At 60.4% G+C, this 23,550-nt stretch carries 22 protein-coding genes; 15 read left to right on the plus strand and 7 right to left on the minus strand.

Going from position 1 to position 23,550, the window contains the following annotated elements; genetic code table 11:
• Positions 1 to 46: 46 nt before the first annotated feature.
• The 3 genes from AC1DWG_RS22905 to AC1DWG_RS22915 are packed head-to-tail and all read left to right on the plus strand — an operon-like array spanning position 47 to position 4,933.
• Entirely contained in the window at positions 47 to 1,405 is a 1,359-nt protein-coding gene (locus AC1DWG_RS22905; RefSeq protein WP_477755379.1) for a TolC family outer membrane protein, read from the plus strand.
• A 39-nt stretch (positions 1,406 to 1,444) separates the two neighbouring features.
• Positions 1,445 to 3,568: a type I secretion system permease/ATPase gene (locus AC1DWG_RS22910; RefSeq protein ID WP_477788388.1), complete on the plus strand. Its 2,124-nt coding sequence runs from the start codon at positions 1,445 to 1,447 to the stop codon at positions 3,566 to 3,568.
• Between the two features lie 9 nt (positions 3,569 to 3,577).
• Positions 3,578 to 4,933 carry an HlyD family type I secretion periplasmic adaptor subunit gene (locus tag AC1DWG_RS22915; protein WP_477762562.1) on the plus strand — a complete coding sequence of 452 codons (1,356 nt, stop codon included), beginning with the start codon at positions 3,578 to 3,580 and terminating at the stop codon, positions 4,931 to 4,933.
• Positions 4,934 to 5,082: 149 nt separating this feature from the next.
• Here the strand turns inward: AC1DWG_RS22915 and AC1DWG_RS22920 are convergent, their stop codons facing one another.
• Positions 5,083 to 5,679: a tRNA-uridine aminocarboxypropyltransferase gene (locus AC1DWG_RS22920; protein ID WP_477762563.1), complete on the minus strand. Its 597-nt coding sequence runs from the start codon at positions 5,677 to 5,679 to the stop codon at positions 5,083 to 5,085.
• A 4-nt stretch (positions 5,680 to 5,683) separates the two neighbouring features.
• On the minus strand, positions 5,684 to 6,577 hold the full coding sequence (locus tag AC1DWG_RS22925; RefSeq protein ID WP_007972518.1) for a LysR family transcriptional regulator: 894 nt from the start codon (positions 6,575 to 6,577) through the stop codon (positions 5,684 to 5,686).
• A gap of 234 nt (positions 6,578 to 6,811) precedes the next feature.
• Between AC1DWG_RS22925 and speB the strand changes: the two genes are divergently transcribed.
• The 6 genes from speB (at position 6,812) to AC1DWG_RS22955 (ending at position 12,409) form a co-directional block, all read left to right on the plus strand.
• Complete coding sequence (speB, locus tag AC1DWG_RS22930) at positions 6,812 to 7,762, plus strand: agmatinase (protein ID WP_477788389.1); 951 nt, start codon at positions 6,812 to 6,814, stop codon at positions 7,760 to 7,762.
• Between the two features lie 9 nt (positions 7,763 to 7,771).
• Complete coding sequence (locus AC1DWG_RS22935) at positions 7,772 to 8,194, plus strand: YybH family protein (RefSeq protein WP_477755384.1); 423 nt, start codon at positions 7,772 to 7,774, stop codon at positions 8,192 to 8,194.
• A gap of 55 nt (positions 8,195 to 8,249) precedes the next feature.
• Positions 8,250 to 9,761, plus strand: coding sequence for a purine-cytosine permease family protein (locus tag AC1DWG_RS22940; protein ID WP_477755385.1), 1,512 nt, complete (start codon positions 8,250 to 8,252; stop codon positions 9,759 to 9,761).
• 150 nt (positions 9,762 to 9,911) lie between these two features.
• Complete coding sequence (locus tag AC1DWG_RS22945) at positions 9,912 to 11,291, plus strand: sodium:solute symporter family protein (RefSeq protein ID WP_477762565.1); 1,380 nt, start codon at positions 9,912 to 9,914, stop codon at positions 11,289 to 11,291.
• Positions 11,292 to 11,376: 85 nt separating this feature from the next.
• Entirely contained in the window at positions 11,377 to 12,102 is a 726-nt protein-coding gene (locus AC1DWG_RS22950; protein ID WP_477755387.1) for an MBL fold metallo-hydrolase, read from the plus strand.
• A 55-nt stretch (positions 12,103 to 12,157) separates the two neighbouring features.
• Positions 12,158 to 12,409 (plus strand): acyl carrier protein, encoded by a 252-nt coding sequence (locus AC1DWG_RS22955; protein ID WP_477762567.1) that lies wholly within the window; start codon positions 12,158 to 12,160, stop codon positions 12,407 to 12,409.
• 86 nt (positions 12,410 to 12,495) lie between these two features.
• Here the strand turns inward: AC1DWG_RS22955 and AC1DWG_RS22960 are convergent, their stop codons facing one another.
• Both AC1DWG_RS22960 and ptrR read right to left on the minus strand, forming a co-directional pair.
• A complete protein-coding gene (locus tag AC1DWG_RS22960) occupies positions 12,496 to 12,624 on the minus strand; it encodes a PA1414 family protein (protein ID WP_263986899.1) in 129 nt (42 codons plus the stop codon).
• Between the two features lie 135 nt (positions 12,625 to 12,759).
• Positions 12,760 to 13,653, minus strand: coding sequence for a putrescine utilization regulator PtrR (gene ptrR, locus AC1DWG_RS22965; protein WP_477762568.1), 894 nt, complete (start codon positions 13,651 to 13,653; stop codon positions 12,760 to 12,762).
• A 104-nt stretch (positions 13,654 to 13,757) separates the two neighbouring features.
• Here ptrR and AC1DWG_RS22970 point away from each other — a divergent pair, with 104 nt between their 5' ends.
• Positions 13,758 to 14,939 (plus strand): MFS transporter, encoded by a 1,182-nt coding sequence (locus AC1DWG_RS22970; RefSeq protein WP_477762569.1) that lies wholly within the window; start codon positions 13,758 to 13,760, stop codon positions 14,937 to 14,939.
• On the opposite strand, the gene AC1DWG_RS22975 is transcribed toward AC1DWG_RS22970, so the two are convergent.
• Positions 14,884 to 15,816: a DMT family transporter gene (locus tag AC1DWG_RS22975; RefSeq protein WP_477755391.1), complete on the minus strand. Its 933-nt coding sequence runs from the start codon at positions 15,814 to 15,816 to the stop codon at positions 14,884 to 14,886. The genes AC1DWG_RS22970 and AC1DWG_RS22975 overlap by 56 nt on opposite strands.
• 236 nt (positions 15,817 to 16,052) lie before the next feature.
• A complete protein-coding gene (locus AC1DWG_RS22980; RefSeq protein WP_477762570.1) occupies positions 16,053 to 16,889 on the minus strand; it encodes a CvfB family protein in 837 nt (278 codons plus the stop codon).
• Between the two features lie 351 nt (positions 16,890 to 17,240).
• Here AC1DWG_RS22980 and AC1DWG_RS22985 point away from each other — a divergent pair, with 351 nt between their 5' ends.
• The 4 genes from AC1DWG_RS22985 (at position 17,241) to AC1DWG_RS23000 (ending at position 20,230) form a co-directional block, all read left to right on the plus strand.
• Positions 17,241 to 17,429, plus strand: coding sequence for a hypothetical protein (locus AC1DWG_RS22985; RefSeq protein ID WP_015096330.1), 189 nt, complete (start codon positions 17,241 to 17,243; stop codon positions 17,427 to 17,429).
• Between the two features lie 206 nt (positions 17,430 to 17,635).
• A complete protein-coding gene (locus AC1DWG_RS22990; protein ID WP_477762571.1) occupies positions 17,636 to 18,358 on the plus strand; it encodes a TorF family putative porin in 723 nt (240 codons plus the stop codon).
• 77 nt (positions 18,359 to 18,435) lie between these two features.
• A complete protein-coding gene (locus tag AC1DWG_RS22995) occupies positions 18,436 to 19,305 on the plus strand; it encodes a DUF6279 family lipoprotein (protein ID WP_477762572.1) in 870 nt (289 codons plus the stop codon).
• A gap of 190 nt (positions 19,306 to 19,495) precedes the next feature.
• Positions 19,496 to 20,230 (plus strand): DUF899 domain-containing protein, encoded by a 735-nt coding sequence (locus AC1DWG_RS23000; protein WP_477762573.1) that lies wholly within the window; start codon positions 19,496 to 19,498, stop codon positions 20,228 to 20,230.
• 380 nt (positions 20,231 to 20,610) lie between these two features.
• On the opposite strand, the gene AC1DWG_RS23005 is transcribed toward AC1DWG_RS23000, so the two are convergent.
• Positions 20,611 to 21,951: a DEAD/DEAH box helicase gene (locus tag AC1DWG_RS23005; RefSeq protein WP_007972492.1), complete on the minus strand. Its 1,341-nt coding sequence runs from the start codon at positions 21,949 to 21,951 to the stop codon at positions 20,611 to 20,613.
• A 192-nt stretch (positions 21,952 to 22,143) separates the two neighbouring features.
• Between AC1DWG_RS23005 and AC1DWG_RS23010 the strand changes: the two genes are divergently transcribed.
• The gene (locus AC1DWG_RS23010; RefSeq protein ID WP_477752916.1) at positions 22,144 to 23,442 is read left to right on the plus strand and encodes a mechanosensitive ion channel family protein; all 1,299 of its coding nucleotides are present in this window, start codon (positions 22,144 to 22,146) and stop codon (positions 23,440 to 23,442) included.
• Positions 23,443 to 23,550 lie beyond the last annotated feature (108 nt).

Consider the following 23,550-nt stretch of genomic DNA (forward strand, 5'->3'; position numbering starts at 1 on the left):
ATAATTGGCAACTGATAAGCACCATCAGGAATCAGGGAGATGCACCATGCGCCTATTAACCCCCCTCTGCAGCGCGGTTCTCTTGGCCATGGCCTGCTCGTCCCAGGCCCAGGCCATGACGCTGACCGACGCAATCCAGAGCACCATCGCGACCCACCCGGAGCTGGCATCGCGGGTGGACAGCCGTCTGTCGGCTGATGAGGATGTGAAGGTCGCCAAAGGGGGGTTTTATCCATCGGTTGATCTGAACGCCGCCTACGGACGCGGGTACAGCGATAACACCAATACCCGGGCGTTCGGCAATCACCACACCGAAACCCTCAACTACACCCAGTCGGAATTGCGTCTGCGGCAAATGCTCTTCGACGGATTCAACACTGCCAATGAAGTCGGGCGCACCCAGGGCGTGGTCAACTCGCGAGCCTATTACGCTCAAGGTACGGCTCAGGACCTGGCCCTGCGCACCACCGAGGTTTACCTCGAAGTGCTCAAGCGCCGCGAACTGGTGACACTGGCCAAGAACAACCTGCAAGCGCACTTGCGGGTCAACGACCAGATCGGCCTGCGCACCCAGCGCGGCGTGGGCAGCAACGCCGATGCCGACCAGTCCTCGGCTCGCCGGGCACTGGCAGAAAACAACCTCGACACCGCCGAAGTCGATCTGGCTGACGCCGAGTCGAACTTCTACGCCGTTGTGGGGCGCATGCCCGATGAGCTCGAAACCCCGCCGTCGATTCGCGGCGAAGTCCCCACTTCCCTGCCCGAAGCCCAGCAGAGCATGGTGGAAAACAACCCTTACCTGAAATCCGCCCAGGCCGACGTGCAATCGGCCGAAAGCCAGTACGAGGTCGCCAAGTCGCCGTTCTACCCACGCTTCGACGCCGAGGCCGCCGTGGGCGCGAACAACAACGTGCAGGGTGATGTAGGTCACGACAATGAATGGCGGGTCGGTGTATTAATGAACTACAACCTGTTCCGCGGTGGCAGCGACAAGGCGCGCCTGGCCTCCGACTCGCACAAGATCAACCAGGCCATGGACATTCGTAACAATGCCCTGCGCCAGCTCAACGAGAACATTCACCTGGCCTGGAACGCCATGGTCAATGCCAAGAAACAAACCCCGACCGCCCGTGAATACGCCGACACCAGCAAACGCGTACGCATCGCCTACCAGGATCAGTTCGGCCTCGGTCAACGGACCCTGCTGGACCTGCTCGACAGTGAAAACGAACTCTACAACGCCAACCGTCGCTACACCGAAGTGCGCTACACCGAAGAGTTTTCGATGTACCGAGTCCTGGCGAACATGGGCCAGTTGTTGAGCAAACAACGGGTCGTACTGCCCGCCGATGCGATCGCCCAGACCGAAGTGAAAAACGAAGCGCGTCTGCCTGAAATGAAATAACTGTAGGAGCTGCCGCAGGCTGCGATCTTTTGATCTTGATTGCTCAAAAGCAAAGTCAAAAGGCTTCTGGACGGTCTGCTGATCCTCTGCAAACTCCACGGCGCGGCGGTCAGCCGCGCCAGCCTGAGTGCCGGGCTGCCCATGGCACACCAACGCCTGAGTCTGGACCTGTTGCCCCGTGCAGCGGCCCGGGCCGGTTTGCAGGCGCGCTTGCTGCGCCGCGACCTCAAAGACATCTCCGCGCTCAACCTGCCTGTGCTGCTGTTGCTCAACAACGGCCGCACGGCCGTCCTGCGTCGTTATAGCGAGGACGGCAAGGTGCTGATCCTGCCCAGCGAAGCCGACGGCGGCGAACAATGGCTCAGCCCCGAGGAGCTGGCCGAACACTACAGTGGCCAGGCGTTGTTTGCCCGCCCACGCCACGAACTCGAAGACTTGCGCTCGCCGCTGGTGCCTCGGGTCCAGGCCTGGTTTCGCGATACGCTGAAGCTGTCGAAATGGCTGTACAGCGATGCGATCCTGGCGAGCTTCCTGATCAACCTGCTGGGCCTGATGGTGCCGCTGTTCGTGATGCAGACCTACGACCGCGTGGTGCCGAACCAGGCCACTTCGACTTTGTGGGTGCTGGCGATCGGTCTGCTGATCGGCACCGTTTTCGAACTGGTGCTGCGGGTCGTGCGCGCGCACTTGCTGGATACCGCCGGCAAGAAAACCGACGTGATCCTGTCGGCCACCCTGTTCGAGCGCATCACCGGCATGGCGATGAAAGCGCGACCGGCGACCATCGGTGGTTTCGCCCAAAGCATTCATGACTTCCAGGGCCTGCGGGAGTTTCTCACCGCCGTGACCCTCACCAGCCTGATCGACCTGCCCTTCTGCCTGCTGATGCTGCTGGTGATCGGCCTGCTCGGTGGCTGGCTGGTGATGATCCCGATACTGGCGTTTCCCATCACCATCATCTTCGCCATGGTGATCCAGGTACGCCTGCGCGACACCGTACAGAAAAGCCTCAGCCTCGGCGCCGAACGCCAGGCACTGCTGATCGAAACCCTCAGCGGCCTGGAAACCCTCAAGGCCTGCAGCGCCGAAAGCGAGCGCCAGCACAAATGGGAAAGCACCCACGGCGCCCTCACCCGCCTCGACAGCCATGCGCGCAACCTCTCGGCCCTGGCCACCAACGGCACGCTGTTCATCCAGCAACTGTCCGGCATGGCGACCATCGTCGCCGGGGTCTACAGCATCATCGCCGGCAACCTCAGCGTCGGTGCCCTGGTGGCCAGCTACATGCTCGGCAGCCGGGTGCTGGCGCCGCTGGGACAGATCGCCGGCCTGATCACCCGCTACCAGCAAGCGCAACTGACCATGAAAAGCACCGATGCGCTGATGGGCCTGCCTCAGGAGCGCGATGCCAGACAACGGCCACTGGAGCGCACCCAACTGCAAGGCGCGCTGGATGTTGTCGGCGTGACCTTCCACTACAACGGCCAGAGTGCTCCCGCCCTGGCCAATATCAGCTTCAGCGTGAAACCCGGGGAGCGCATCGGCATTATCGGCCGCAGTGGCTCAGGCAAAAGCACCCTGGCGCGACTGGTGATGGGCTTCTACGAACCGGATGAAGGCCAGTTGCTGCTCGATGGCCTGGACCTGCGGCAACTGGACGTCGCCGATCTGCGCCATCAAATCGGTTACGTCGCGCACGACCTGCCGCTGCTGGCCGGCAGCCTGCGCGACAACCTGACCCTCGGCGCGCGCTACATCAGTGACTCACGCATGCTCGAAGTGGCGGAAATGACCGGCGTCACCGAACTGGCCCGGCAACACCCGCAAGGCTTCGACCGGCCCGTGGGCGAACGCGGGCAACTGCTGTCCGGCGGCCAGCGCCAGGCCGTATTGATGGCCCGGTCCATGTTGCTCGACCCGCCCATCATGCTGCTCGACGAGCCCACCAGCGCCATGGACAACAGCAGCGAAGACGTCCTGCGGCAAAAACTTCACGGCTGGGTCCAGGGCAAAACTCTCCTGCTGGTGACCCACCGCACTTCGATGCTGAGCCTGGTGGACCGGTTGGTGGTGCTGGACAACGGACGGATCGTCGCCGACGGTCCGAAAGAAGCGGTCATCGATGCACTGCGCAAGGGCCGTGTCGGCTCTGCCGCTGTCTAGGAGTCGTCCATGTCTGCCCATCGAGGATCTCGCGGCTACTTCGACAGTTTCAACAAAAGTGCCGAAACCGAGTTCATGCCGGAAACCGCCGGCGCCTCGTTGCAGGACTCACCGCGCTGGTCGCGCATCACTGTGTGGCTGGCCGCCGCGCTGGTGGTCAGCGCACTGGTCTGGGCCAGATTCGCCGTGTTGCAGGAAGTGACCATGGGCGAAGGCAAGGCGATTCCGTCGAGCAAAGTCCAGGTGATCCAGAACCTGGAGGGCGGCATCGTCACTGAAATTTTCGTCCGTGAAGGGCAAATGGTGAACAAGGGCGACACTTTGCTGCGCCTGGATGACACGCGCTATCTGTCGAACAAGGGCGAAAGCGAAGCCGATCGCTATGCCTTGACCGCGCAGGTCGAACGGCTTTCGGCCGAAGCCGAAGGCCGGCCGTTCAAATTGTCAGAAGAAGTGATCGCCAAGGCTCCGCAAGTGGCAGAAGACGAGCGCTCGCTGTACGAGCAGCGGCAACGCCGACTGGCCAGCGAACAGCGCACCCTGACCGAGCAACTTCGGCAAAAAACCCAGGAGCTGGCAGAGTTCCGCTCGAAACAGGGGCAGTTCAGCTCCAGCCTGGCGCTGCTGCAACAGGAAATGAACATGTCCACGCCGCTGGTAGGCACTGGCGCGGTGTCACCGGTGGAAATCCTGCGCCTCAAACGCAGCGCCGTGGAAATACGTGGCTCGTTGAACGCCACCACCCTGGCGATTCCCCGGGCGGAATCGGCGATCAACGAGATCAAAAGCAAGATCGACGAGTCGGAACAAACCTTCCGCTCGGAAGCTGCCAAAGAACTGAATGAGAAACGCACCGACCTGTCGAAAATCACCGCATCGAGCATCGCCATCGACGACCGCGTGACCCGTACCACCGTGGTCTCCCCGGTTCACGGCATCATCAAGGTGTTGAAGGTCAACACCATCGGCGGCGTGGTCCAGCCCGGCAGCGACATGGTGGAAATCGTGCCGCTGGAAGACAACCTGCTGATCGAAGCCAAGGTCCGCCCGCAGGACGTTGCATTCCTGCATCCGGGCCAGAAAGCCATGGTCAAGTTCAGTGCCTACGACTACACCATTTACGGCGGCCTGAGCGCCAAACTGGAGTTGATCGGCGCCGACACCATCACCGACGACAAGGGCAACAGCTTCTATCTGATTCAGGTGCGCACCGATAAAAACCATTTGGGCGGGGACGCCAAACCACTGCTGATCATCCCGGGGATGGTGGCGACGGTGGACATTATTACCGGGGACAAAACGGTGCTCGATTACCTGCTTAAACCGGTGCTGAAAGCGCGGACCGAGGCGATGCGGGAGCGGTAGTCACCATTCAAGATCTTCTGTGATTGTTCAACCGCCATCGCGAGCAGGCTCGCTCCCACAGGGGATTTTCGGTGGTTACAAAAATTGTGTTCGCCGAAGAACCAATGTGGGAGCGAGCCTGCTCGCGATGGGTCCCGCACAACCAACAACTACTTCGACCCATGATTACGCTGAAAAACCTCCTCCCCCATCGCCGCAATCTGCCCCTCGATCAACGCTTCGAATGGTTTCAGCAACGGCGCAAACGTCGCCGGCGCTTCGAGGGTTTCCAGCGCCTGCACAATCGCCTCCACCGTCGACAACGCCCCCGGCCCCGGCGCCTTGCGCAGGCGATAGCGCGACACACCGCCCTCTGCCAGCATCACCCTCGGCAACGCCGCCAGCAGCGGATTGAGGTGCAGCAACTTGCGCACCTTGCGCCAGGTGCCGTCCGGGACAACCAGCAACAACGGTTCGTCTGTCGCGGCATAAGCTTGCATTGGCTGCGCATCGTCACCGGGAAACAACAGCCGCGCCTGATACCCCGGCCGGTTCAACAACGTCGGCAAGTCCTCGAACACTTCCCCCACGATCAGCTCGGCATTGTTCAGACCCAACGCCGCCAGCCGCGCGGTATTCAGCGCATGGTTCACTTCGCTCGGATGCTGCAACAGCAACACCCGGGTGCGGCTGTCGAGGCTCGGGATCAATGGGCACAGGCAGTGGCTTTGCGGGCGCAGGCAGCGCGGGCACTGGATTCTGGACATCTTCTCAGGCCTGATTCAGTTGGGCTTTAAGCAAGTCGCGGAACGTCTGGATCAGCGGCTCGCGGCTACGGCCCCGACGCACGATCATCGAGAACGGCGCCTGATAACCGAAGGTCGCCGGCAGCAACACCCGCAGGTCACCCTTGTCGGCCCAGGCCTGGGCGTAGTGCTCCGGCAGGTAGCCGATGTAGGCGCCGGACAGCACCAGAATCAACTGGGCCTCCATACTTTCTACCGTCGCGGCGCTGTGCTTGAAACCGTGGCGCGCCAGTTCGGCCTGGCTCCAGTAGCCACGACCGACCATGCGCTGCTGGGTGATCACTTGCTCGGGAATGCGCCGCTCGTTGAACAGCGGATGCCGCGTGCTGCAATACAACCAGTGTTGTTCACGGTACAGCGGCATGTACACCAGACCGCTCATGCGCGTGGAAAACGCGCCGATGGCCAGGTCGAGACGGTTGTCCTGCACCCCGAGTTGCAATTCGTAAGGGCTCATCACCGACAGGTGCAAGTGCACGGCCGGGTGTTCCTGGCTGTAGGCGCCGATGGCTTCGGCGAACGGCAGGGCCTTGTCGCTGACGGTGGAATCGATTACCCCGAGGTTCAAGGTACCGCGCAACTCGCCCTTGAGGGCGGCGGCGTACTGCTCGAAGCCTTCGAGTTCGCCCAACAGACGCAGGGTTTCCTGATGGAACAACTCGCCCTTGCTGGTCAGGCTGAAACCGCCACGGCCGCGATGGCACAACACCAGGCCGAGGGCTGCTTCGAGCTGGCTCATGTAGGTGCTGATGGCCGACGTCGAGAGATTGAGCTCCTGCTGGGCGTTGGCGAACCCCTGATGGCGCACCACGCTGACGAAGATGCGCAATAGTTTCAGGTCGGGTAAAGCGTTGGCCATGGGTACTCCAAACTCTGGGTCGCGGCAGCTCCTACAGGTTTATCTGCAGCTTTCGTGTTGCGGTGAAGTCTATCGACCTCGCGCACATTAGTTTAGAAAAATCTGAACTAAGTATTTGCCCGTAGCGATTCTTCCCGGCCACTACATTTCGCAGAATCGGCGCCACAAAGTTCGCCCGTACTCCCGTGAACGGCGCAACCCAATAAATAAAACAACGACGATGAGGCCTTACCCGTGGACAAGATTCTTCACCAACCACTGGGCGGCAACGAAATGCCGCGCTTCGGCGGCATCGCCACCATGATGCGACTCCCCCACTTGCAAACTGCTGCCGGCCTGGACGCTGCCTTCGTAGGCGTGCCGCTGGACATCGGTACCTCCCTGCGCCCTGGCACCCGTTTCGGGCCTCGCGATATCCGCGCCGAATCGGTGATGATCCGTCCTTACAACATGGCCACCGGTGCTGCGCCGTTCGACTCGCTGTCGGTTGCCGACATCGGCGACGTGGCGATCAACACCTTCAACCTGCTGGACGCCGTACGCATCATCGAAGAAGCCTACGACGACATCCTCGAACACAACGTGATCCCCCTGACCCTGGGCGGCGACCACACCATCACCCTGCCGATCCTGCGTGCCATCCATAAGAAGCACGGCAAGGTCGGCCTGGTGCACATCGACGCCCACGCCGATGTGAACGATCACATGTTCGGCGAGAAAATCGCCCACGGCACCACCTTCCGTCGCGCCGTTGAAGAAGGCCTGCTGGACCCGGACCGTGTCGTGCAGATCGGCCTGCGCGCCCAGGGCTACACCGCTGATGACTTCAACTGGAGCCGCAACCAGGGCTTCCGCGTGGTTCAGGCCGAAGAGTGCTGGCACAAATCGCTGGAGCCTTTGATGGCTGAAGTCCGCGAGAAAGTCGGCGGCGGCCCGGTGTACCTGAGCTTCGACATCGACGGCATCGACCCGGCCTGGGCACCTGGTACCGGCACCCCGGAAATCGGCGGCCTGACGACCATTCAGGCGATCRAGATCGTTCGTGGCTGCCAAGGCCTCGACCTGGTCGGTTGCGATCTGGTAGAAGTCTCGCCCGCTTACGACACCACCGGCAACACCTCGCTGCTGGCCGCCAACCTGCTGTACGAAATGCTCTGCGTACTGCCTGGCGTAGTCCATCGCTGAGGATGGTTCATGAACGAACGTGATCAGGTTTTGAAAGCCGCCGCCGATCTGGTGTCCGCTTTTGCCCGTAACGATCGCGAAGCCTACTTCGGTGCGTTCAGCACCGATGCCAGCTTCGTCTTCTACACCCTCGAACAGCCCCTGCTGTCACGCGACGCCTATCAGGCGATGTGGGACGGCTGGCGCTGCGAGGATGGCTTCGAGGTGCTCTCGTGCACCTCAAGCAACGCTTTCGTCAGCCTGCAGGGTGACGTGGCGATTTTCATCCATGACGTAGCCACCGAGTTGCGCATGCAAGGGGAGCAGCACTTTAGCCAGGAGCGCGAGACGATTGTTTTCAAGAAACAAGCGTCTGGCCAAGAACAACAAGGCCTATGGCTGGCCTGCCACGAACATTTGTCCGCGATGCCGGAAGGGCTGCCACCCCCTTAGCCAACACAGGTGACGCTCACGCACGATGAGCGCGCCTTTATGATCGGAGCTGATCATGAATAACAACAACAAAGACCAAAGCCTTACGCAAATTGAAACCCACGGGGTCGAACAGATCCCGGACAACGAACGCACCGCAGGCCCGACGGACTTGTTCCGGATGATCTTCGGTGGTTCCAACACCTTTGCCACCGCCGTTCTCGGCAGCTTCCCGGTACTGTTCGGCCTGTCGTTCCAGGCGGGCGTCTGGGCGATTGTGCTGGGCGTATTGCTGGGTTCGCTGATCCTCGCGCCAATGGGCCTGTTCGGCCCGATCAACGGCACGAACAACGCCGTGTCCTCCGGTGCGCACTTCGGCGTGCACGGGCGGATCGTCGGCTCGTTCCTGTCGCTGTTGACCGCCATCGCCTTCTTCTCGCTCTCGGTGTGGAGTTCGGGTGATGCGCTGATCGGTGGCGCCAAACGCCTGATCGGCCTGCCGGAAACCGACCTGACCCTGGGCCTGGCCTACGGTCTGTTCGCGATCCTGGTACTGACCGTGTGCATCTATGGCTTCCGCTTCCTGCTGTGGGTCAACAAGATCGCGGTGTGGAGTGCCAGCCTGCTGTTCCTGCTGGGCATCTTCGCCTTCGCCGGTCCCTTCGATGTGAACTACGCCGGCACCGTCAACATGGGCCAACCCGGTTTCTGGGCTGCCTTCATCGGTGCTGCACTGGTGGCCATGAGCAATCCGATTTCCTTCGGTGCGTTCCTCGGCGACTGGTCGCGCTACATTCCGCGTGACACTTCCAAGCGCCGGATCATGGCGGCGGTGGTGATTTCGCAGATCGCGACGTTCATCCCGTTCCTGTTCGGCCTGACCACCGCCACCATCGTAGCGATCAAGGCACCGGACTACATCGCCGCCAACAACTATGTCGGCGGCCTGCTGGCGGTATCGCCGAGCTGGTTCTTCCTGCCGGTGTGCCTGATTGCGGTGATCGGCGGCATGTCCACCGGCACCACTTCGCTCTATGGCACCGGCCTGGACATGTCCAGCGTATTCCCACGGGTGCTGTCGCGGGTCAAGGCCACGCTGCTGATCGGTGTGATGTCGATTGCCTTCATCTTCATCGGGCGCTTCGCGGCCAACCTGGTGCAGAGCGTGTCGACCTTCGCCGTGCTGATCATCACCTGCACCACCCCGTGGATGGTGATCATGATCATCGGCCTGCTGGTGCGTCGCGGCTTCTACTGCCCGGATGACCTGCAAGTGTTCACCCGCGGCGAGAAAGGTGGCCGCTACTGGTTCACCCACGGCTGGAACTGGCGTGGCCTGGGCGCCTGGATCCCGAGCGCGGCCGTCGGCCTGTGCTTCGTCAACCTGCCGGGTCAGTTCGTCGGGCCACTGGGCGAAATGGCCGGTGGTATCGACATCAGCCTGCCAGTGACCCTGGGCCTGGCCTCGGTGGTGTACCTGGCGTTGCTGAGCCTGTTCCCGGAACCACGCGAAGTGTTCGGCCCGAACGACCTTCGCAGCAAGAGCACGGATTCGCTCGCTAAACCGGCGCTGCGTCAAGCCGCCTGATTAAACGCACTACCTGTGGGAGCGAGCCTGCTCGCGAAGAACGATGACGCGGTTTGCCTGAAAAACCGTGGCGCCTGATTCGCGAGCAGGCTCGCTCCCACAGGATTGATTTCAGCCTCACATAAAAAAGACAATCGGAGACACGCAACAATGGCTTTGGATTTATTCGTCGTACTCATCTACGCCGCCGCGATGCTGATACTCGGCTACTACGGCATGCGCAAGGCCAAGACCAACGAAGACTTCTTGGTCGCCGGTCGTAACCTCGGCCCAAGCCTGTACATGGGCACCATGGCTGCCACCGTTCTGGGCGGCGCGTCCACCGTGGGCACCGTGCGTCTGGGCTACGTGCATGGCCTCTCCGGTTTCTGGCTGTGTGCGGCCCTTGGTTGCGGGATCGTCGCGCTGAACCTGTTCCTCGCCAAACCGTTGCTGAAACTGAAGATCTACACCGTTACCCAGGTGCTGGAAAAACGCTACAACCCGATGGCCCGCTCCGCGAGCGCGGTGATCATGCTGGCCTACGCGCTGATGATCGGCGTGACCTCGATCCTGGCGATCGGCACCGTTCTGCAAGTGCTGTTCGGCCTGCCGTTCTGGATCTCGGTACTGCTCGGTGGCGGCGTAGTGGTGATCTACTCCGCCATCGGCGGCATGTGGTCGCTGACCCTGACCGACATCGTCCAGTTCATCATCAAGACCGTAGGCCTGATGTTCATCCTGTTGCCAATCTGCCTGTACCGCGTTGGCGGCTGGGATGAGTTGGTGTTGAAACTGCCGGCGGCGAGCTTCAGCTTCACCACCATCGGTTGGGACACCATCATCACCTACTTCATGATCTACTTCTTCGGCATCCTGATCGGTCAGGACATCTGGCAACGGGTGTTCACCGTCAAGACCGCCAAAGTGGCTCAGGTTGCCGGTACCGCGGCCGGTATCTACTGCATCCTCTACGGCCTGGCCTGTGCCCTGATCGGCATGGCTGCCCACGTACTGATCCCGGATCTGGACAACGTCAACAACGCCTTCGCCGCCATCGTCAAACTGTCCCTGCCGGACGGTATCCGTGGCTTGGTGATCGCTGCCGCACTGGCCGCCATGATGTCCACCGCCAGCGCCGGCCTGCTGGCCGCTGCTACCACCCTGACCGAAGACCTGCTGCCGAAACTGCGTGGCGGCAAACAGTCGAGCCTGGCGATCAACCGCCTGTTCACCCTGTTGACCGGCATCGTGGTACTGGGCATCGCTCTGATCGTGAACGACGTGATCAGCGCCCTGACCCTGGCCTACAACCTGTTAGTCGGCGGCATGCTGATCCCGCTGATGGGTGCGATTTTCTGGAAGCGCGCTACCACCGCCGGCGCTATCGCCAGCATGGGCATGGGCTTCGCCACCGCGCTGCTGTTCATGTTCAAGGACGGTCTGGATGCCAACACCCCGATCTACTACAGCCTCGGTGTAGGCCTGGTGAGTTTCGTGGTGGTCAGCCTGCTGTCCCGTCGCCCGGTGACTGTGGCCAGCGCTGCCTAAACTGAAAAGAATGGAATGACTTTTTCTTCGACGAGTGTGGCGTCGGTTGCCATACTCGTTTTTTTTCGTCTGGAGAAAACATTTTATGAAGATTGTTTCTCGCGACCAGTGGTTCGAAGTGAAACCGCTCAGTGACGGCATCCGCCTGATTCACGAGCCGTACATCCGCCCCTTCTACCGCTGCAACCTCTGGCACATCCAGGGTCGTGACAAAGACCTGCTGCTGGACAGCGGCTCGGGCCTGGTCAGCCTGCGCGAGCAACTGCCGTGGATCACCGAGCGGCCGCTGGTGGCGGTGGCCAGCCACTGCCATTTCGATCACATCGCCGGTCATCACGAGTTCGCTGAACGACTGGTGCACCCGGCCGAGGCGGACATTCTCGCCGCGCCCAATGGCGACAACGACCTGAGCAAAGCCTTTGTCGGCGACGACATGTTCGAGGCGCACCCTGATTGCCCGCTGTGCTACGCCGAATACCGGGTCAAGGCCGCACCGGCCACGGGGTTTGTCGAAGATGGAGATGTGCTGGACCTGGGCAATCGGGTGTTGCAGGTCGTGCACACACCGGGGCACTCACCGGGCGGCATCTGCCTGTACGAAGCCGCCACCGAGACCTTGTTCAGCGGCGACATCATCTACGACGGCCCGCTGATCGAAGACGCCTACCACTCCAACCTCGATGACTACGCGCGCAGCCTGCAACGCTTGCGTGAGCTGTCGATCCGCACGGTGCATGGCGGGCATTTCGGCAGTTTTTCCGGGGAGCATTTGCGCAACATGATTGACGAATGGCAGCGCTCACACGGCTAAAGCCTGCTGTACTCAACGGCAGGAAGAATTACAACTACCTCCTAGAAGAACGTTCATGAAAGAAGCTGCCGTTCGTGCTGTCGTGCATCGCTACATCAGCCGCCTGCTGGAAGGCCGGGATGACTTCGACGACAACGCCAGCCTGGCGCAGTTGGGACTGGATAAAGAAGATATCGAAGAACTGATCTTCCATCTGGAAGATGAGCTGGGTGTAACGGCGTTTACCGTGGAAGAAGACCGGATGCTGAAATCCGCCAGGACGGCGAATGATTTGAGCCGGTTCTTGCTGGAGATCGGGCGGTACTAAGGCTGCTGATCAAACGTACACGAAGCGGCAAGGGAGATTGCTCCCTCGCCACGGAAAACCTTTCACCTGTCAGATGTTATCTGCCATTACCGGCGTCGCTGCTGGCGCCGACGCTGTTCGTCGTCAGTACGAACAGGCACGGGTTGCATTGGCGGTTCGATCAAACCGAGAGCCACGCCCAGGTCATGCAGCCAGTTTTGAATTTTCTCTTTCATGGTGCCCCCTTCAGGGTAGTGCCGAGCGGCCAAAATTCTCTAGCCCCTTCGCACAGATAATAGTCCGAAGTCCCGTGCAATGCTCGCGCAAAGTCGCAATGATCTGTTACTGAATCCATCACAATCAGCCTGTGTTCAGGCAATTTCCCGCGCCTGCACCTGTGCCGTAGGAAAAACCACCTGTTGTTGCTCGATCCAGGCATTCAGGTTGGCCCCGACCATGCCCTTGCGCCACATCAGCCAAGTGGTAGCGCTGGCGAACGGCTCGGCCAACGGATGCACTGCCACACTCTCACGGCCCGGCAGGCTGGCGAGCATCGACTCCGACATCAGCGCCACACCGGAACCGGCAATCACACACGCCAGCATCCCCGGATAGGACTCGATCTCCATCGCCCGGCCCATGGCCGCGTGGTCATTGGCGAACCAGGCCTCCAGGCGCATGCGGTAGGAGCAGCCCTGGCGAAAGGTGAACACCGAACGACCTTGCACATCCAGCGCGCTGCGCACGGGCGGATGATCGGCCTCGCTGATCAGCACCAGGCGCTCTTCGCACAAGGGCACCCCGTCGAGCCCGGCCAGTTCCATGGGGCCATCCACCAGTGCCGCATCGAGTCGGCCGGTGAGCAGGCCTTCGAGCAATTCACCGCTGGGCCCGGATTGCACTTGCAGGTTCACGGCCGGATACAGGCGGTGATAGCGCGCCAATAGCCGCGGAAGATGAATCGCCGCCGTGCTGTACATGGTGCCGAGCACGAAGTCGCCCACCGGTTGCCCGCCCTGCACTGCCGCGCTGGCTTCGTCGCGCAAGGCAAACAGTTTGGCCGTGTAGTCCAGCAGGACTTTTCCCGCAGGCGACAACTGCAAGCGCTGACGCTCGCGCAGGAACAGTTCGACACCCAGTTGCTCCTCCAGCTGTTTGAGCCGGGTCGACAGGTTCGACGGCACTCGATGCAGCCGTTCGGCGGCCCGGGTGATGGACCCTTCTTGCGCCACCGCCTGGAAGATGCGCAATTGGCTGAATTCCACGGCATTCTCCAAAAAAGAACAAGTTACTCACTATTATTCATTTTTAAAGAAAATCAATCAATCCTAGCCTGACGGTCATCGATCCTCTGAACGGAATCCAGACCATGTCTCCCTTGATTCGCTTATCCGCCAGTTTCGTTGCCCTGATGATGGCCATGGGCATCGGCCGTTTTGCCCTGACACCGCAACTGCCGCACCTGCTCAGCGAAGGTCAGATCGACCTGACCGCCGCCGGACTGATTGCCGCCGCCAATTACCTCGGTTATTTCATCGGCGCGGTGGACGCCATGTTCTCCCGGCGTCCCGCGCAAGTGCGCCGGCGCTTGCTGGGCGGGTTGTGGCTCTGCGTACTGCTGACCCTGGCGTCGTTCTGGGCCAATGGTTTCTGGTCGCACCTGCTGCTGCGCTTCGGCACCGGTGTGGCCAGCGCCTGGGTGCTGGTGATGATCACCGCCCTGAGCCAGCCGCTCGCGGCAGCGGCCGGTCGCCCACGATTAGGCGCCCTGGTCTTCGCCGGACCGGGTTTGGGGATTTTTCTGACAGGTTTGTTGGCCCTGGGCTCGAACCTGCTGGGCCAGACTTCCGCCACCTTGTGGCTGGTGTACGCCGCCACAGGGCTGGCGATGCTGCTGGGGATCCTGCCATTCCTGCCACAACCGGACACAACCGCGACTGCTGCGCCCAGCGCCAACGCATCGCACACCCAAGGCATCGGTCGTCTGGGCTGGATCTATGGCTTGTACGGATTGGGCTACATCATCCCGGCGACCTTTCTGTCGCAGATGGCCAACGCGCAATTCCATGGCCAATGGCAGGCCGACCTGTTCTGGCCGTGCTTTGGCCTGGCGGCTGCCACGGGTGTGGTGCTGGTGAGTCTGCGTCGCCAAAGGCCGGGAGCAACGCGTCACTGGTTGATGGCGACGTTATGGCTGCAAGCCGCCGGCGTGTTCGCCTGCCTGCTGGGCAACGGGCCAGGTCTGGCGTTGGGTGTGATCCTGTGCGGCACGCCATTCCTGGCTTGCATGCAACTGGTGATGCAGCGTTCCCGGGAACTGGCGCCCCACGCTACCCAGCGCAATGCCGGCCTGCTGACGGCCTGCTTCGCCGTGGGCCAACTGAGCGGGCCATTGCTGGCGGCGCTGAGCAGTCATTTCAGTGGCGGTTTGCAGCCGGCACTGGTGGTTGCCGGCTGCGGTCTGTTGCTCGCCGGCGGTCTGTTGCTCGCGCCGGTCAGTGCTGACCGAGGGCTTTGCGCAAACGACGGCGCAGCCACTGTTCAGCACTGACAAAGGTGATGCCCGCCAACACCAGCACGGCACCGATGACGAAGTTCAAGCTCAGCGCCTCGCCCAGCAGCACCACACCGAACGTGACGCCGAACAACGGCGTCATGAACGAAAACACCGCGAGGTTCGCCGCCAGGTACCGGCGCAGCAGCCAGAACCAGATCAGGTAACTGAAGAACGACACGATCACGCCCTGAAACAGCACACTGGCGACCGCCACGGTGGTCAGGCTGACATGGGTGACCTGGCCGCTGAGCAGCGCAATCAACAACAATCCGAAGAAACCGACAATCAACTGATAGAACAGCGTCAGGGTCACCGGCGCTTCCGACAGGCGCGAGGCGCGCACCACTACCGTGGTCGCGCCCCAGGCAGCACCCGCCAGCACACCCAAGGCATCGCCCATCAACATGCGGTAATCAAGGTTGTCCCAGGACACCCCGCCGGCAAACGCGATGGCAATCCCGATAAAGGCCAGGACAATCCCCAGCCATTGCAAGGGCCGCAAACGCTCACTGGGCAACAACCAGTGCACACCCAATGCAGTGAAGATCGGCGCGGTGTAGAGAAACACTGACATGTGCGCCGCCGTGGTCAGTTGCAGGCCTTCGGAAATGAAGAAGAACTCCAGGCCGAACAAGGCACCGGCCAACAGACCGCCGCGCCAGGTCGTCCCCACCTGGTTCCAGCCGCCCTTCCAGCAGATCAGCAGCCCGACCAGCAACGCCGACATGCCGGAACGTCCAGCCGCCTGCATCACCGGCGCAATATCGGCCGCCGCCCACTTGATCATCACCTGCTGCACGCCCCAGACCAGGCACAACCCGACCATCACTTGCAGGGCAAACCCGTCGGCGCTGCGCCGGGTGGCGCTCACCGGAACACCTCGAAGACACAATCCATGGCAAAGACTCGGCAGAAAAAAAGCAAAACCCCGGCCTTCTCGTTGAAAAGAAATCACCAGGGCGATGAATCATGTTGTCGATTATTAACCAGTAGGCCAGAAAATGCCCCTGTAGGAGCTGCCAAAGGCTGCGATCTTGATTTTTAAAGATCAAAAGATCGCCCGAGCGCGGACCGAGCCTTCGGCAGCTCCTACACGTCAGAGTGGGGTCAACTGAGCTCGATACGATCGGCATGAATGACAATCTGGCCATTCTTGTACAATGCACCAATGGCCTTCTTGAAGTTGCCCTTGCTGACACCAAACAGGCTGCTGATCAACGCCGGATCGCTCTTGTCGCTGACCGCCAGGCTGCCGTTGTTTTCGCGCAACTTGGCGAGGATCTTCGAGTTCAGGCTGGTGGCCGCTTCCTGGCCGACCGGTTGCAGGCTCAGGCTGATCTTGCCGTCGGCGCGAACTTCCTTGATGAAACCCTTTTCTTCTTTACCGGCGCGCATGAACTTGAAGATTTCATTCTTGTGGATCAGGCCCCAGTGCTTGTTGTTGATGATGGCCTTGAAGCCCATGTCCGTGGCTTCGGCCACCAGCAGATCCACTTCCTGGCCCGCGGTGTAGTTGGCCGGGGTCTTGTCCAGGTAGCGGTCCAGACGCGCGGTCGCGGTGATGCGACGGGTGTGTTTGTCGAGGTAGACGTGCACCACCACATACTCACCCGCCGTCATCTGACGCTTCTCTTCGGAGAACGGCAGCAACAGGTCTTTCGGCAAACCCCAGTCCAGGAATACGCCGATGCTGTTGACTTCAACAACTTTCAAACTGGCGAATTCACCGACTTGAACTTTCGGTTTTTCAGTAGTTGCGATGAGTTTGTCATCGCTGTCCAGATAAATAAAAACGTTGAGCCAGTCTTCATCTTCGCTAGGAGTATCTTTTGGAATATAACGATTAGGCAAAAGGATTTCGCCATCCGCACCACCGTCCAGATATAAACCGAAGTTAGTGTGTTTAACCACTTGCAAACTGTTGTAACGCCCGACTAAAGCCATGTCCAATACCCTCATTGCGTGGGCGGCATTCTACCCGGTTTTAGTCGCCGCGTTCGGCACCCGGCCCGGTGGTACGAGAAATTCCTCTGAAGGCCTTGATTTTCCGGGGTTTGCATCGAGCACCTGGCCGCTCGTCAGACCGATCCGGGTATTTACGCCATGCTCAGGCCAGCGTAACGCGGTATTTTTCCAGGCAATGTTCTTAGTTAAAACAGCGGCTTAGACACCTATTTCGAATACTGGCCGATGCCTGTTTACCCCGACCTCACGAATATGCCGAGGGGATATTTGCCAAGCAATTATCAGGTTATTCCTGTACGATGCCTGGCCAAGTTAATTTTCTACAGGTTAATGGCCGCCATGCGTGTAAAAGCATCCACCAGCAAAGCAAAGCCAGCTCCAGCCGTCGAAACCAGCGAATCGATCAACAGCCAGATCGCTGCATTCCTCAAGTCCGGCGGTGAAATCCAGCAAATTGCCAAAGGCGTCAGCGGCCAGACGTTCGGCCCGTCCAAGCAGATCACCCTGGGCAAAAAGTAATTCCCTCGCGTCACCTGGTCCCAAAGCGCTTTGAGCTTCGAAGCGCTTGGACTGGAACCCTCATCACTCCTCTGGCACTTCTTCAAATCCTCTAAAAATCGACGAACGGCCTTCATTGCCGATCATTCGCCGGTATCCTTGCACACGTCTGGATCAAGCGTTTCAGCGGGCCCGCCAGCCTGTCCTCGCTGTTCATGGAGTGACGCATGTTCAAACCCTTCTATCTATCGGCATTGCTCGCCAGCCTGCTGGCCTGCTCCGTAGCACACGCACAAATCTTTCAGCGTGAGCTGGGGGGCTTCGACCTCAAGCTCGGCACCACCCCCACCCGCAGCATGGCCCAGGGTCTGGTCAAGCCTTCGGCCGTCGGCTCGTTCCACGGCGGCCTGGACCTGAGCCACGGCAGTGGTTTCTACGTGGGCCAATGGTCGCCCAGCATGGGCATCAGCCCGGGAAAAAACCTCGAGCTCGACTCCTACATGGGTTTCAAACAACCCTTCGACCAAACCCTCGGCTACGAAGTGGGCCTGATCCGCTACAGCTACCCCGAAGTCACGACCCCCGACAGCCAGGAACTGTTCGGCGGCCTGACCTTGCTCGGCAGTCGTTTCGGCATCGCCTTCAGCAATGACCCGGACAAACAGAACAACACCCTGTTCGCGGACTTGAGCGGCAATCAACCGTTCGGTGTCGGCATCAGCCTGAAATACACCACCCACCAATTCAATACGCCAGTAGCGGTAGATGGCGGGTATGTAGGCAGTTTTACCGATTGGTCACTGAAATTGTCCCGCCCGTTCATGGGCATCGACCTCGACCTGATCTACAGTGACTCCAGCCTGAGCGGCAGCGGTTGCTCGGCCTATGCCGGGCACAACAGCCAGTGCGACGGGCTGGTGACGCTCAAGGCCGAACACGCGTTCTATTGATCGGCTGAACTGCCGGGCTCCTCCCGGGTTCACATGAGAATCAGACCCCGAAGGCTGGCTTTCGCAAGGATTCGCCCATGTCCCGCTGGCTCAAACATATCGCCTTTGTGCTGACCATCGCCGTCGCCCTCGGTGCGTGCAGCCGCGTGGGCCTGGCCTACCGCAATCTCGATGTGATCATCCCGTGGACGCTCAGCGACTACCTGGACATGAACGGCGAGCAAAAAAGCTGGCTGGACGAACGCCTGAAGGAACACCTGAGCTGGCATTGCACCACCCAATTGCCCGGCTATCTCGACTGGCTGGACCGCCTGCAAACCATGATCGCCACCAACCAGGTCACCGATGCCGCCTTGCAGGCCCGCACCCACGAAGCCGAACAGGCGATCGCCGAGACCGCGCGGGAAATCACCCCGTCGGCCATCGAGTTGTTGCAAGGGCTGGATGACAAGCAAGTCGCCGAAATGAACGACGCCTTTGCCAAGGACCAGCGCAAACGCCAGGAGGAATACCTCAAACCCTCCCTCGACCAGCAGATCAAGGAGCGCAGCGCGCGCATGGAGAAGCGCTTGAATGACTGGCTCGGGCCACTGAGCACTACCCAGCAACAGCGGGTAGCCACATGGTCCAGTGCCTTGGGCGAGCAGAACACCCAGTGGCTTGCCAACCGCGTCCATTGGCAGAAGCAGTTCAGCGCGGCCGTTGCGCAACGCCAGAGCCCCCAATTCCCACAACGCATCGAGACACTTCTGGTCAATCGCGAGAGTTTGTGGACACCCGCTTATCGTCAGGCCTTTGCCAACACCGAGGCCCAGGCACGCTCGCTGTTCGTAGATCTGATGGCTGAAAGCACGCCGAACCAGCGCGCACGACTACTGAAGAAAATTGAAGGTGTGAGGAAGGACTTCAGCGATTTGAAGTGCCTGAAAGCGGCGAAACAAGGCTGACTGCAACACAAGCCCCATGTGGGAGCGAGCCTGCTCGTCCAGCACCTGTCGCGGGTGATCATTGCCGGGAATACTGCTGTCGATCAGCCGGGAATTTGCTGACGACCGACCGGTGGCATGTCGAAATCCACGCGAGCCAAACGACTAGGCTGTGTAAGTCACCTCCCCGCCCCACGCAGGAGAAAACAATATGAACATCCAGAACCATCCCGTCGTGTCGCGGGAAGAATGGCTCGCCGCCCGCAAACAGCACCTGGCCCGCGAGAAAGCCTTCACCAAGGAAAGGGACAAGCTCAGCGCCGAACGCCGCGCCCTGCCCTGGGTGAAAATCGACAAGGACTACCGCTTCCAGGGGCCCGACGGCGAACTGAAACTGGCGGACCTGTTCGGCGGCCGCAGTCAGTTGGTCATCTACCACTTCATGTTCGCTGAGGGCTGGGACGAGGGCTGCCCCGGTTGCTCGTACCTGAGCGATCACATCGACGGCGCCAACCAGCACCTGGCCCACCATGACGTGGCCGTGGTGGCGGTTGCCCACGCACCGTTTGCCGAATTCCAGGCCTTCAAACGGCGCATGGGCTGGAAGTTCGACTGGGTGTCGTCGGCAGGATGCGATTTCAACTACGACTTTGGCGTCTGCGCCCGGGCCGAAGACGTCGCCGCCGGAAAGGCTACGTACAACTACGAAAAAACCGACGGTTCCGAGGAAGAACTCCCCGGTCTCAGCGTGTTTTATCGCAATGACGCCGGTGAAATTTTCCATACCTACTCCACCTATGCCCGGGGCCTGGACATGCTGGTCGGCGCCTACAACTACCTCGATCTGACGCCCAAGGGCCGCAACGAAGAGGAAATCATGGAGTGGGTGCGGCATCACGACCGGTATGAGGAACAAGCGAAGTCGAGTTGCTGCCACAGTGGTTAGCCCCCCAGGCACCGAGGCGCGGCCTTCGCGGGCAAGCCACGCTCCCACAGGTTTTGTGTCGTACATAAGATATGTGTTCACACCAGGCCCGAGTGGGAGCGGGCTTGCCCGGGTAGAAACCGGGGACATCCTTTATGTTTTAAACCGGAGACATCGTTTACAGGTATGAAATACGGTCAGGAGGTGCCTGACCTTGCCCTGGAATCGAGAGTCCCCAATGGATCAGAGAGTCAAACTCATAGGCGATTAAATACCAGTTGATTGATCAGCGTTCGAAGGAGTTGCAGACGACGGACAAGAAAGCCGAAAGCTGATCGTTTGAGGAATTTCGAGCATAAAAAACCGGACATTTGTCCGGTTTTTTTGGTCACGGCATCGGCTTACTCTGCAGCCGGCGCTTCTGGCTTGCGGCGCTTGAGCGGGGCCATGCCGTCCTTGCTGACCAGGGAGTCGCTCTTCGGACGGTTGGCGCTCTTGCGCTTGGTCGGGGTCTTGGCGGCAGTTTTTTTCTTGTCGCCCTTGGCGTCGGTCTTTTTCTTCTTCACGCCGACGGCTTTGCCCGAGGCCTTGACCTTTTTCGGTCCGCCGTAGGTGCCTTTGACTTCCTTGATCGTACGGCGCTCGAAGCTCTGCTTGAGGTAGCGCTCGATGCTCGACATCAGGTTCCAGTCGCCGTGGCAGATCAGCGAAATGGCCAGGCCATCGTTGCCGGCGCGGCCGGTACGACCGATGCGGTGCACGTATTCGTCGCCACTGCGCGGCATGTCGAAGTTGATCACCAGGTCCAGGCCGTCGACATCCAGGCCGCGAGCGGCGACGTCGGTGGCCACGAGGATTTTCACGCCGCCCTGCTTCAGGCGGTCGATCGCCAGTTTGCGATCCTTCTGGTCTTTCTCGCCGTGCAGCACGAACGCTTTGTATTCCTGCGCCACCAGGCGACCGTAGATGCGGTCGGCCATGGCCCGGGTGTTGGTGAAGACGATGGCCTTCTGGTAGGTCTCGTTGGCCAGCAGCCAGTTGACGATTTGTTCTTTGTGCTGATTGTGGTCAGCGGTAATGATTTGCTGGCGGGTGGTGTCGTTCAGCTGGCTGACCGCGTTGAGCTGCAAGTGCTCAGGGTTGTTCAGGACCTTGGCGATCATCTCGCGCAGACCCGAACCGCCGGTCGTAGCGGAGAACAGCATGGTCTGCTGACGGTTGGTGCACTCGTCCACCAGACGCTGCACGTCTTCGGCGAAGCCCATGTCGAGCATGCGGTCGGCTTCGTCGAGCACCAGTACTTCAACTTCCTTCAAGTCGAGGTTGCCGGCGTTCAGTTGCTCGATCATCCGGCCCGGCGTACCGATCAGGATGTCCGGCACCTTGCGCAGCATCGCGGCCTGGACCTTGAAGTCTTCGCCGCCGGTGATCAGGCCGGACTTGATGAAGGTGAACTGCGAGAAGCGTTCAACTTCTTTCAGGGTCTGCTGGGCCAGTTCGCGGGTCGGCAGCAGGATCAGGGTCTTGATGCTGACGCGGATTTTCGCCGGGCCGATCAGACGGTTGAGGATCGGCAAAACGAATGCAGCGGTTTTGCCGCTACCGGTTTGCGCCGTCACCCGCAGGTCACGCCCCTGGAGCGCCAGCGGGATGGCCGCGGCTTGCACAGGCGTTGGCTCGACAAATTTCAGCTCGGCCACGGCTTTGAGCAGGCGTTCGTGCAGGGCGAATTGGGAAAACACGGGTGCTACCTCGAAGAAATGCAAAAAAACAGCTGCATAGGGTAACGGTTTCGAGCGCTCAGGCCGAGTTTCTTTATACAAATGGCGGTAAACAGTTGGTTTTTTGTTGCCTGATTTTTCCCGAAACGTAATACAAAGCGCCTTAAATGCTCTAATCCCCTCTCGCGCCTTACAGAAGAATCGTTTTCGACCATGGATATCAAACAGCTCTGGACCAACGTCCTGGACCTTTGGGGTGCCCTCGACCAGCACCCGCTCGTGCACTCCAGCCTGTCGCTGTTGTTGCTGCTGGCAATTGCGCTGTTCCTCGGACGGGTGGCGCGTTACCTCATTCTGCACGCGGCAAAAATGCTTGGCCGCCAGCCGGCCTTGCACTGGGTCAATGATTTCCTGCAGAACAAGGTGTTCCATCGCCTGGCGCAGATCACGCCTTCGCTGGTGATCCAGTTCGGTCTCAATCTGGTGCCGGACCTGAGCAAGACCAGTCTGAATTTCCTCGGTAACGTCGCGCTGTCCTTCACCTTGCTGTTTCTGCTGCTGTCGGTCAGCGCCCTGCTCAATGCCCTGCTGGACATCTACGCCCGCACCGAGCACGCCCGCACCCGCTCGATCAAAGGCTATGTGCAACTGGCGAAAATGGTGTTGTACGTGTTTGGCGCGATCGTCATCGTCGCCACGCTGATCGACCGCTCGCCGCTGTTGTTGCTGTCGGGTCTGGGTGCCATGTCGGCGGTGATTCTGTTGGTATACAAGGACACCCTGCTGTCGTTCGTCGCCAGCGTGCAGTTGACCAGCAACGACATGCTGCGGGTCGGCGACTGGATCGAGATGCCACAGGTGGGTGCCGACGGCGATGTGGTGGACATCACCCTGCACACGGTCAAGGTGCAGAACTTCGACAAGACCATCGTCTCGATCCCGACCTGGCGCCTGATGTCCGAGTCGTTCAAGAACTGGCGCGGCATGCAGGCTTCCGGTGGGCGCCGGATCAAACGCAGTCTGTTCATCGACGCCAGCGGCGTACGCTTTCTGCGTGACGACGAAGAGCAGAAGCTGTCCCAGGTGCACTTGCTCACTGACTACATGACCCGCAAACAGGCCGAACTCAAGGCCTGGAACGAAGCTCAGGGAAACGTCGCGGCCATGTCGGCCAACCGTCGGCGGATGACCAACATCGGCACTTTGCGCGCCTATGCACTGGCCTACCTGAAGAGTCACCCGGAGATCCAGCCGAACATGACCTGCATGGTGCGTCAGATGCAGACAACGGCCCAGGGTATTCCGCTGGAAATCTACTGTTTTACCCGCACCACGGCGTGGGCTGATTACGAGCGGATCCAGGGGGATATTTTCGACTACCTGCTGGCGGTGCTGCCGGAGTTTGGCTTGAGCCTGTATCAGCAGCCGAGCGGAACGGATTTGCGTGCGGGGATATTGCCGGCGGTGCTGGGCGTGAGCCATATTCCCGAAGCGGAAAAACGCAGGGTGTAACACCCAAAAAAACTGTGGGAGCGAGCCTGCTCGCGATGGCGCTGGGTCATTCAACAATGTTGTCGATTGACCCTCCCCCATCGCGAGCCTGCTCGCTCCCACAGGTGT

It is taken from the genome of Pseudomonas sp. P4_B3, assembly GCF_056402295.1.

Coding starts and splice junctions, on each gene's coding strand:
- AC1DWG_RS23010 (WP_477752916.1), top strand. CDS start 22,144: ATGGATATCAAACAGCTCTGGACCAACGTCCTGGACCTTTGGGGTGCC.
- AC1DWG_RS22940 (WP_477755385.1), top strand. CDS start 8,250: ATGAATAACAACAACAAAGACCAAAGCCTTACGCAAATTGAAACCCAC.
- AC1DWG_RS22935 (WP_477755384.1), top strand. CDS start 7,772: ATGAACGAACGTGATCAGGTTTTGAAAGCCGCCGCCGATCTGGTGTCC.
- AC1DWG_RS22980 (WP_477762570.1), bottom strand. CDS start 16,889: ATGGCTTTAGTCGGGCGTTACAACAGTTTGCAAGTGGTTAAACACACT.
- AC1DWG_RS22985 (WP_015096330.1), top strand. CDS start 17,241: ATGGCCGCCATGCGTGTAAAAGCATCCACCAGCAAAGCAAAGCCAGCT.
- AC1DWG_RS22925 (WP_007972518.1), bottom strand. CDS start 6,577: ATGGCCAACGCTTTACCCGACCTGAAACTATTGCGCATCTTCGTCAGC.
- AC1DWG_RS22915 (WP_477762562.1), top strand. CDS start 3,578: ATGTCTGCCCATCGAGGATCTCGCGGCTACTTCGACAGTTTCAACAAA.
- AC1DWG_RS22905 (WP_477755379.1), top strand. CDS start 47: ATGCGCCTATTAACCCCCCTCTGCAGCGCGGTTCTCTTGGCCATGGCC.
- AC1DWG_RS22990 (WP_477762571.1), top strand. CDS start 17,636: ATGTTCAAACCCTTCTATCTATCGGCATTGCTCGCCAGCCTGCTGGCC.
- AC1DWG_RS23000 (WP_477762573.1), top strand. CDS start 19,496: ATGAACATCCAGAACCATCCCGTCGTGTCGCGGGAAGAATGGCTCGCC.
- AC1DWG_RS22995 (WP_477762572.1), top strand. CDS start 18,436: ATGTCCCGCTGGCTCAAACATATCGCCTTTGTGCTGACCATCGCCGTC.
- AC1DWG_RS22950 (WP_477755387.1), top strand. CDS start 11,377: ATGAAGATTGTTTCTCGCGACCAGTGGTTCGAAGTGAAACCGCTCAGT.
- AC1DWG_RS22920 (WP_477762563.1), bottom strand. CDS start 5,679: ATGTCCAGAATCCAGTGCCCGCGCTGCCTGCGCCCGCAAAGCCACTGC.
- AC1DWG_RS22970 (WP_477762569.1), top strand. CDS start 13,758: ATGTCTCCCTTGATTCGCTTATCCGCCAGTTTCGTTGCCCTGATGATG.
- AC1DWG_RS22955 (WP_477762567.1), top strand. CDS start 12,158: ATGAAAGAAGCTGCCGTTCGTGCTGTCGTGCATCGCTACATCAGCCGC.
- AC1DWG_RS22945 (WP_477762565.1), top strand. CDS start 9,912: ATGGCTTTGGATTTATTCGTCGTACTCATCTACGCCGCCGCGATGCTG.
- AC1DWG_RS22960 (WP_263986899.1), bottom strand. CDS start 12,624: ATGAAAGAGAAAATTCAAAACTGGCTGCATGACCTGGGCGTGGCTCTC.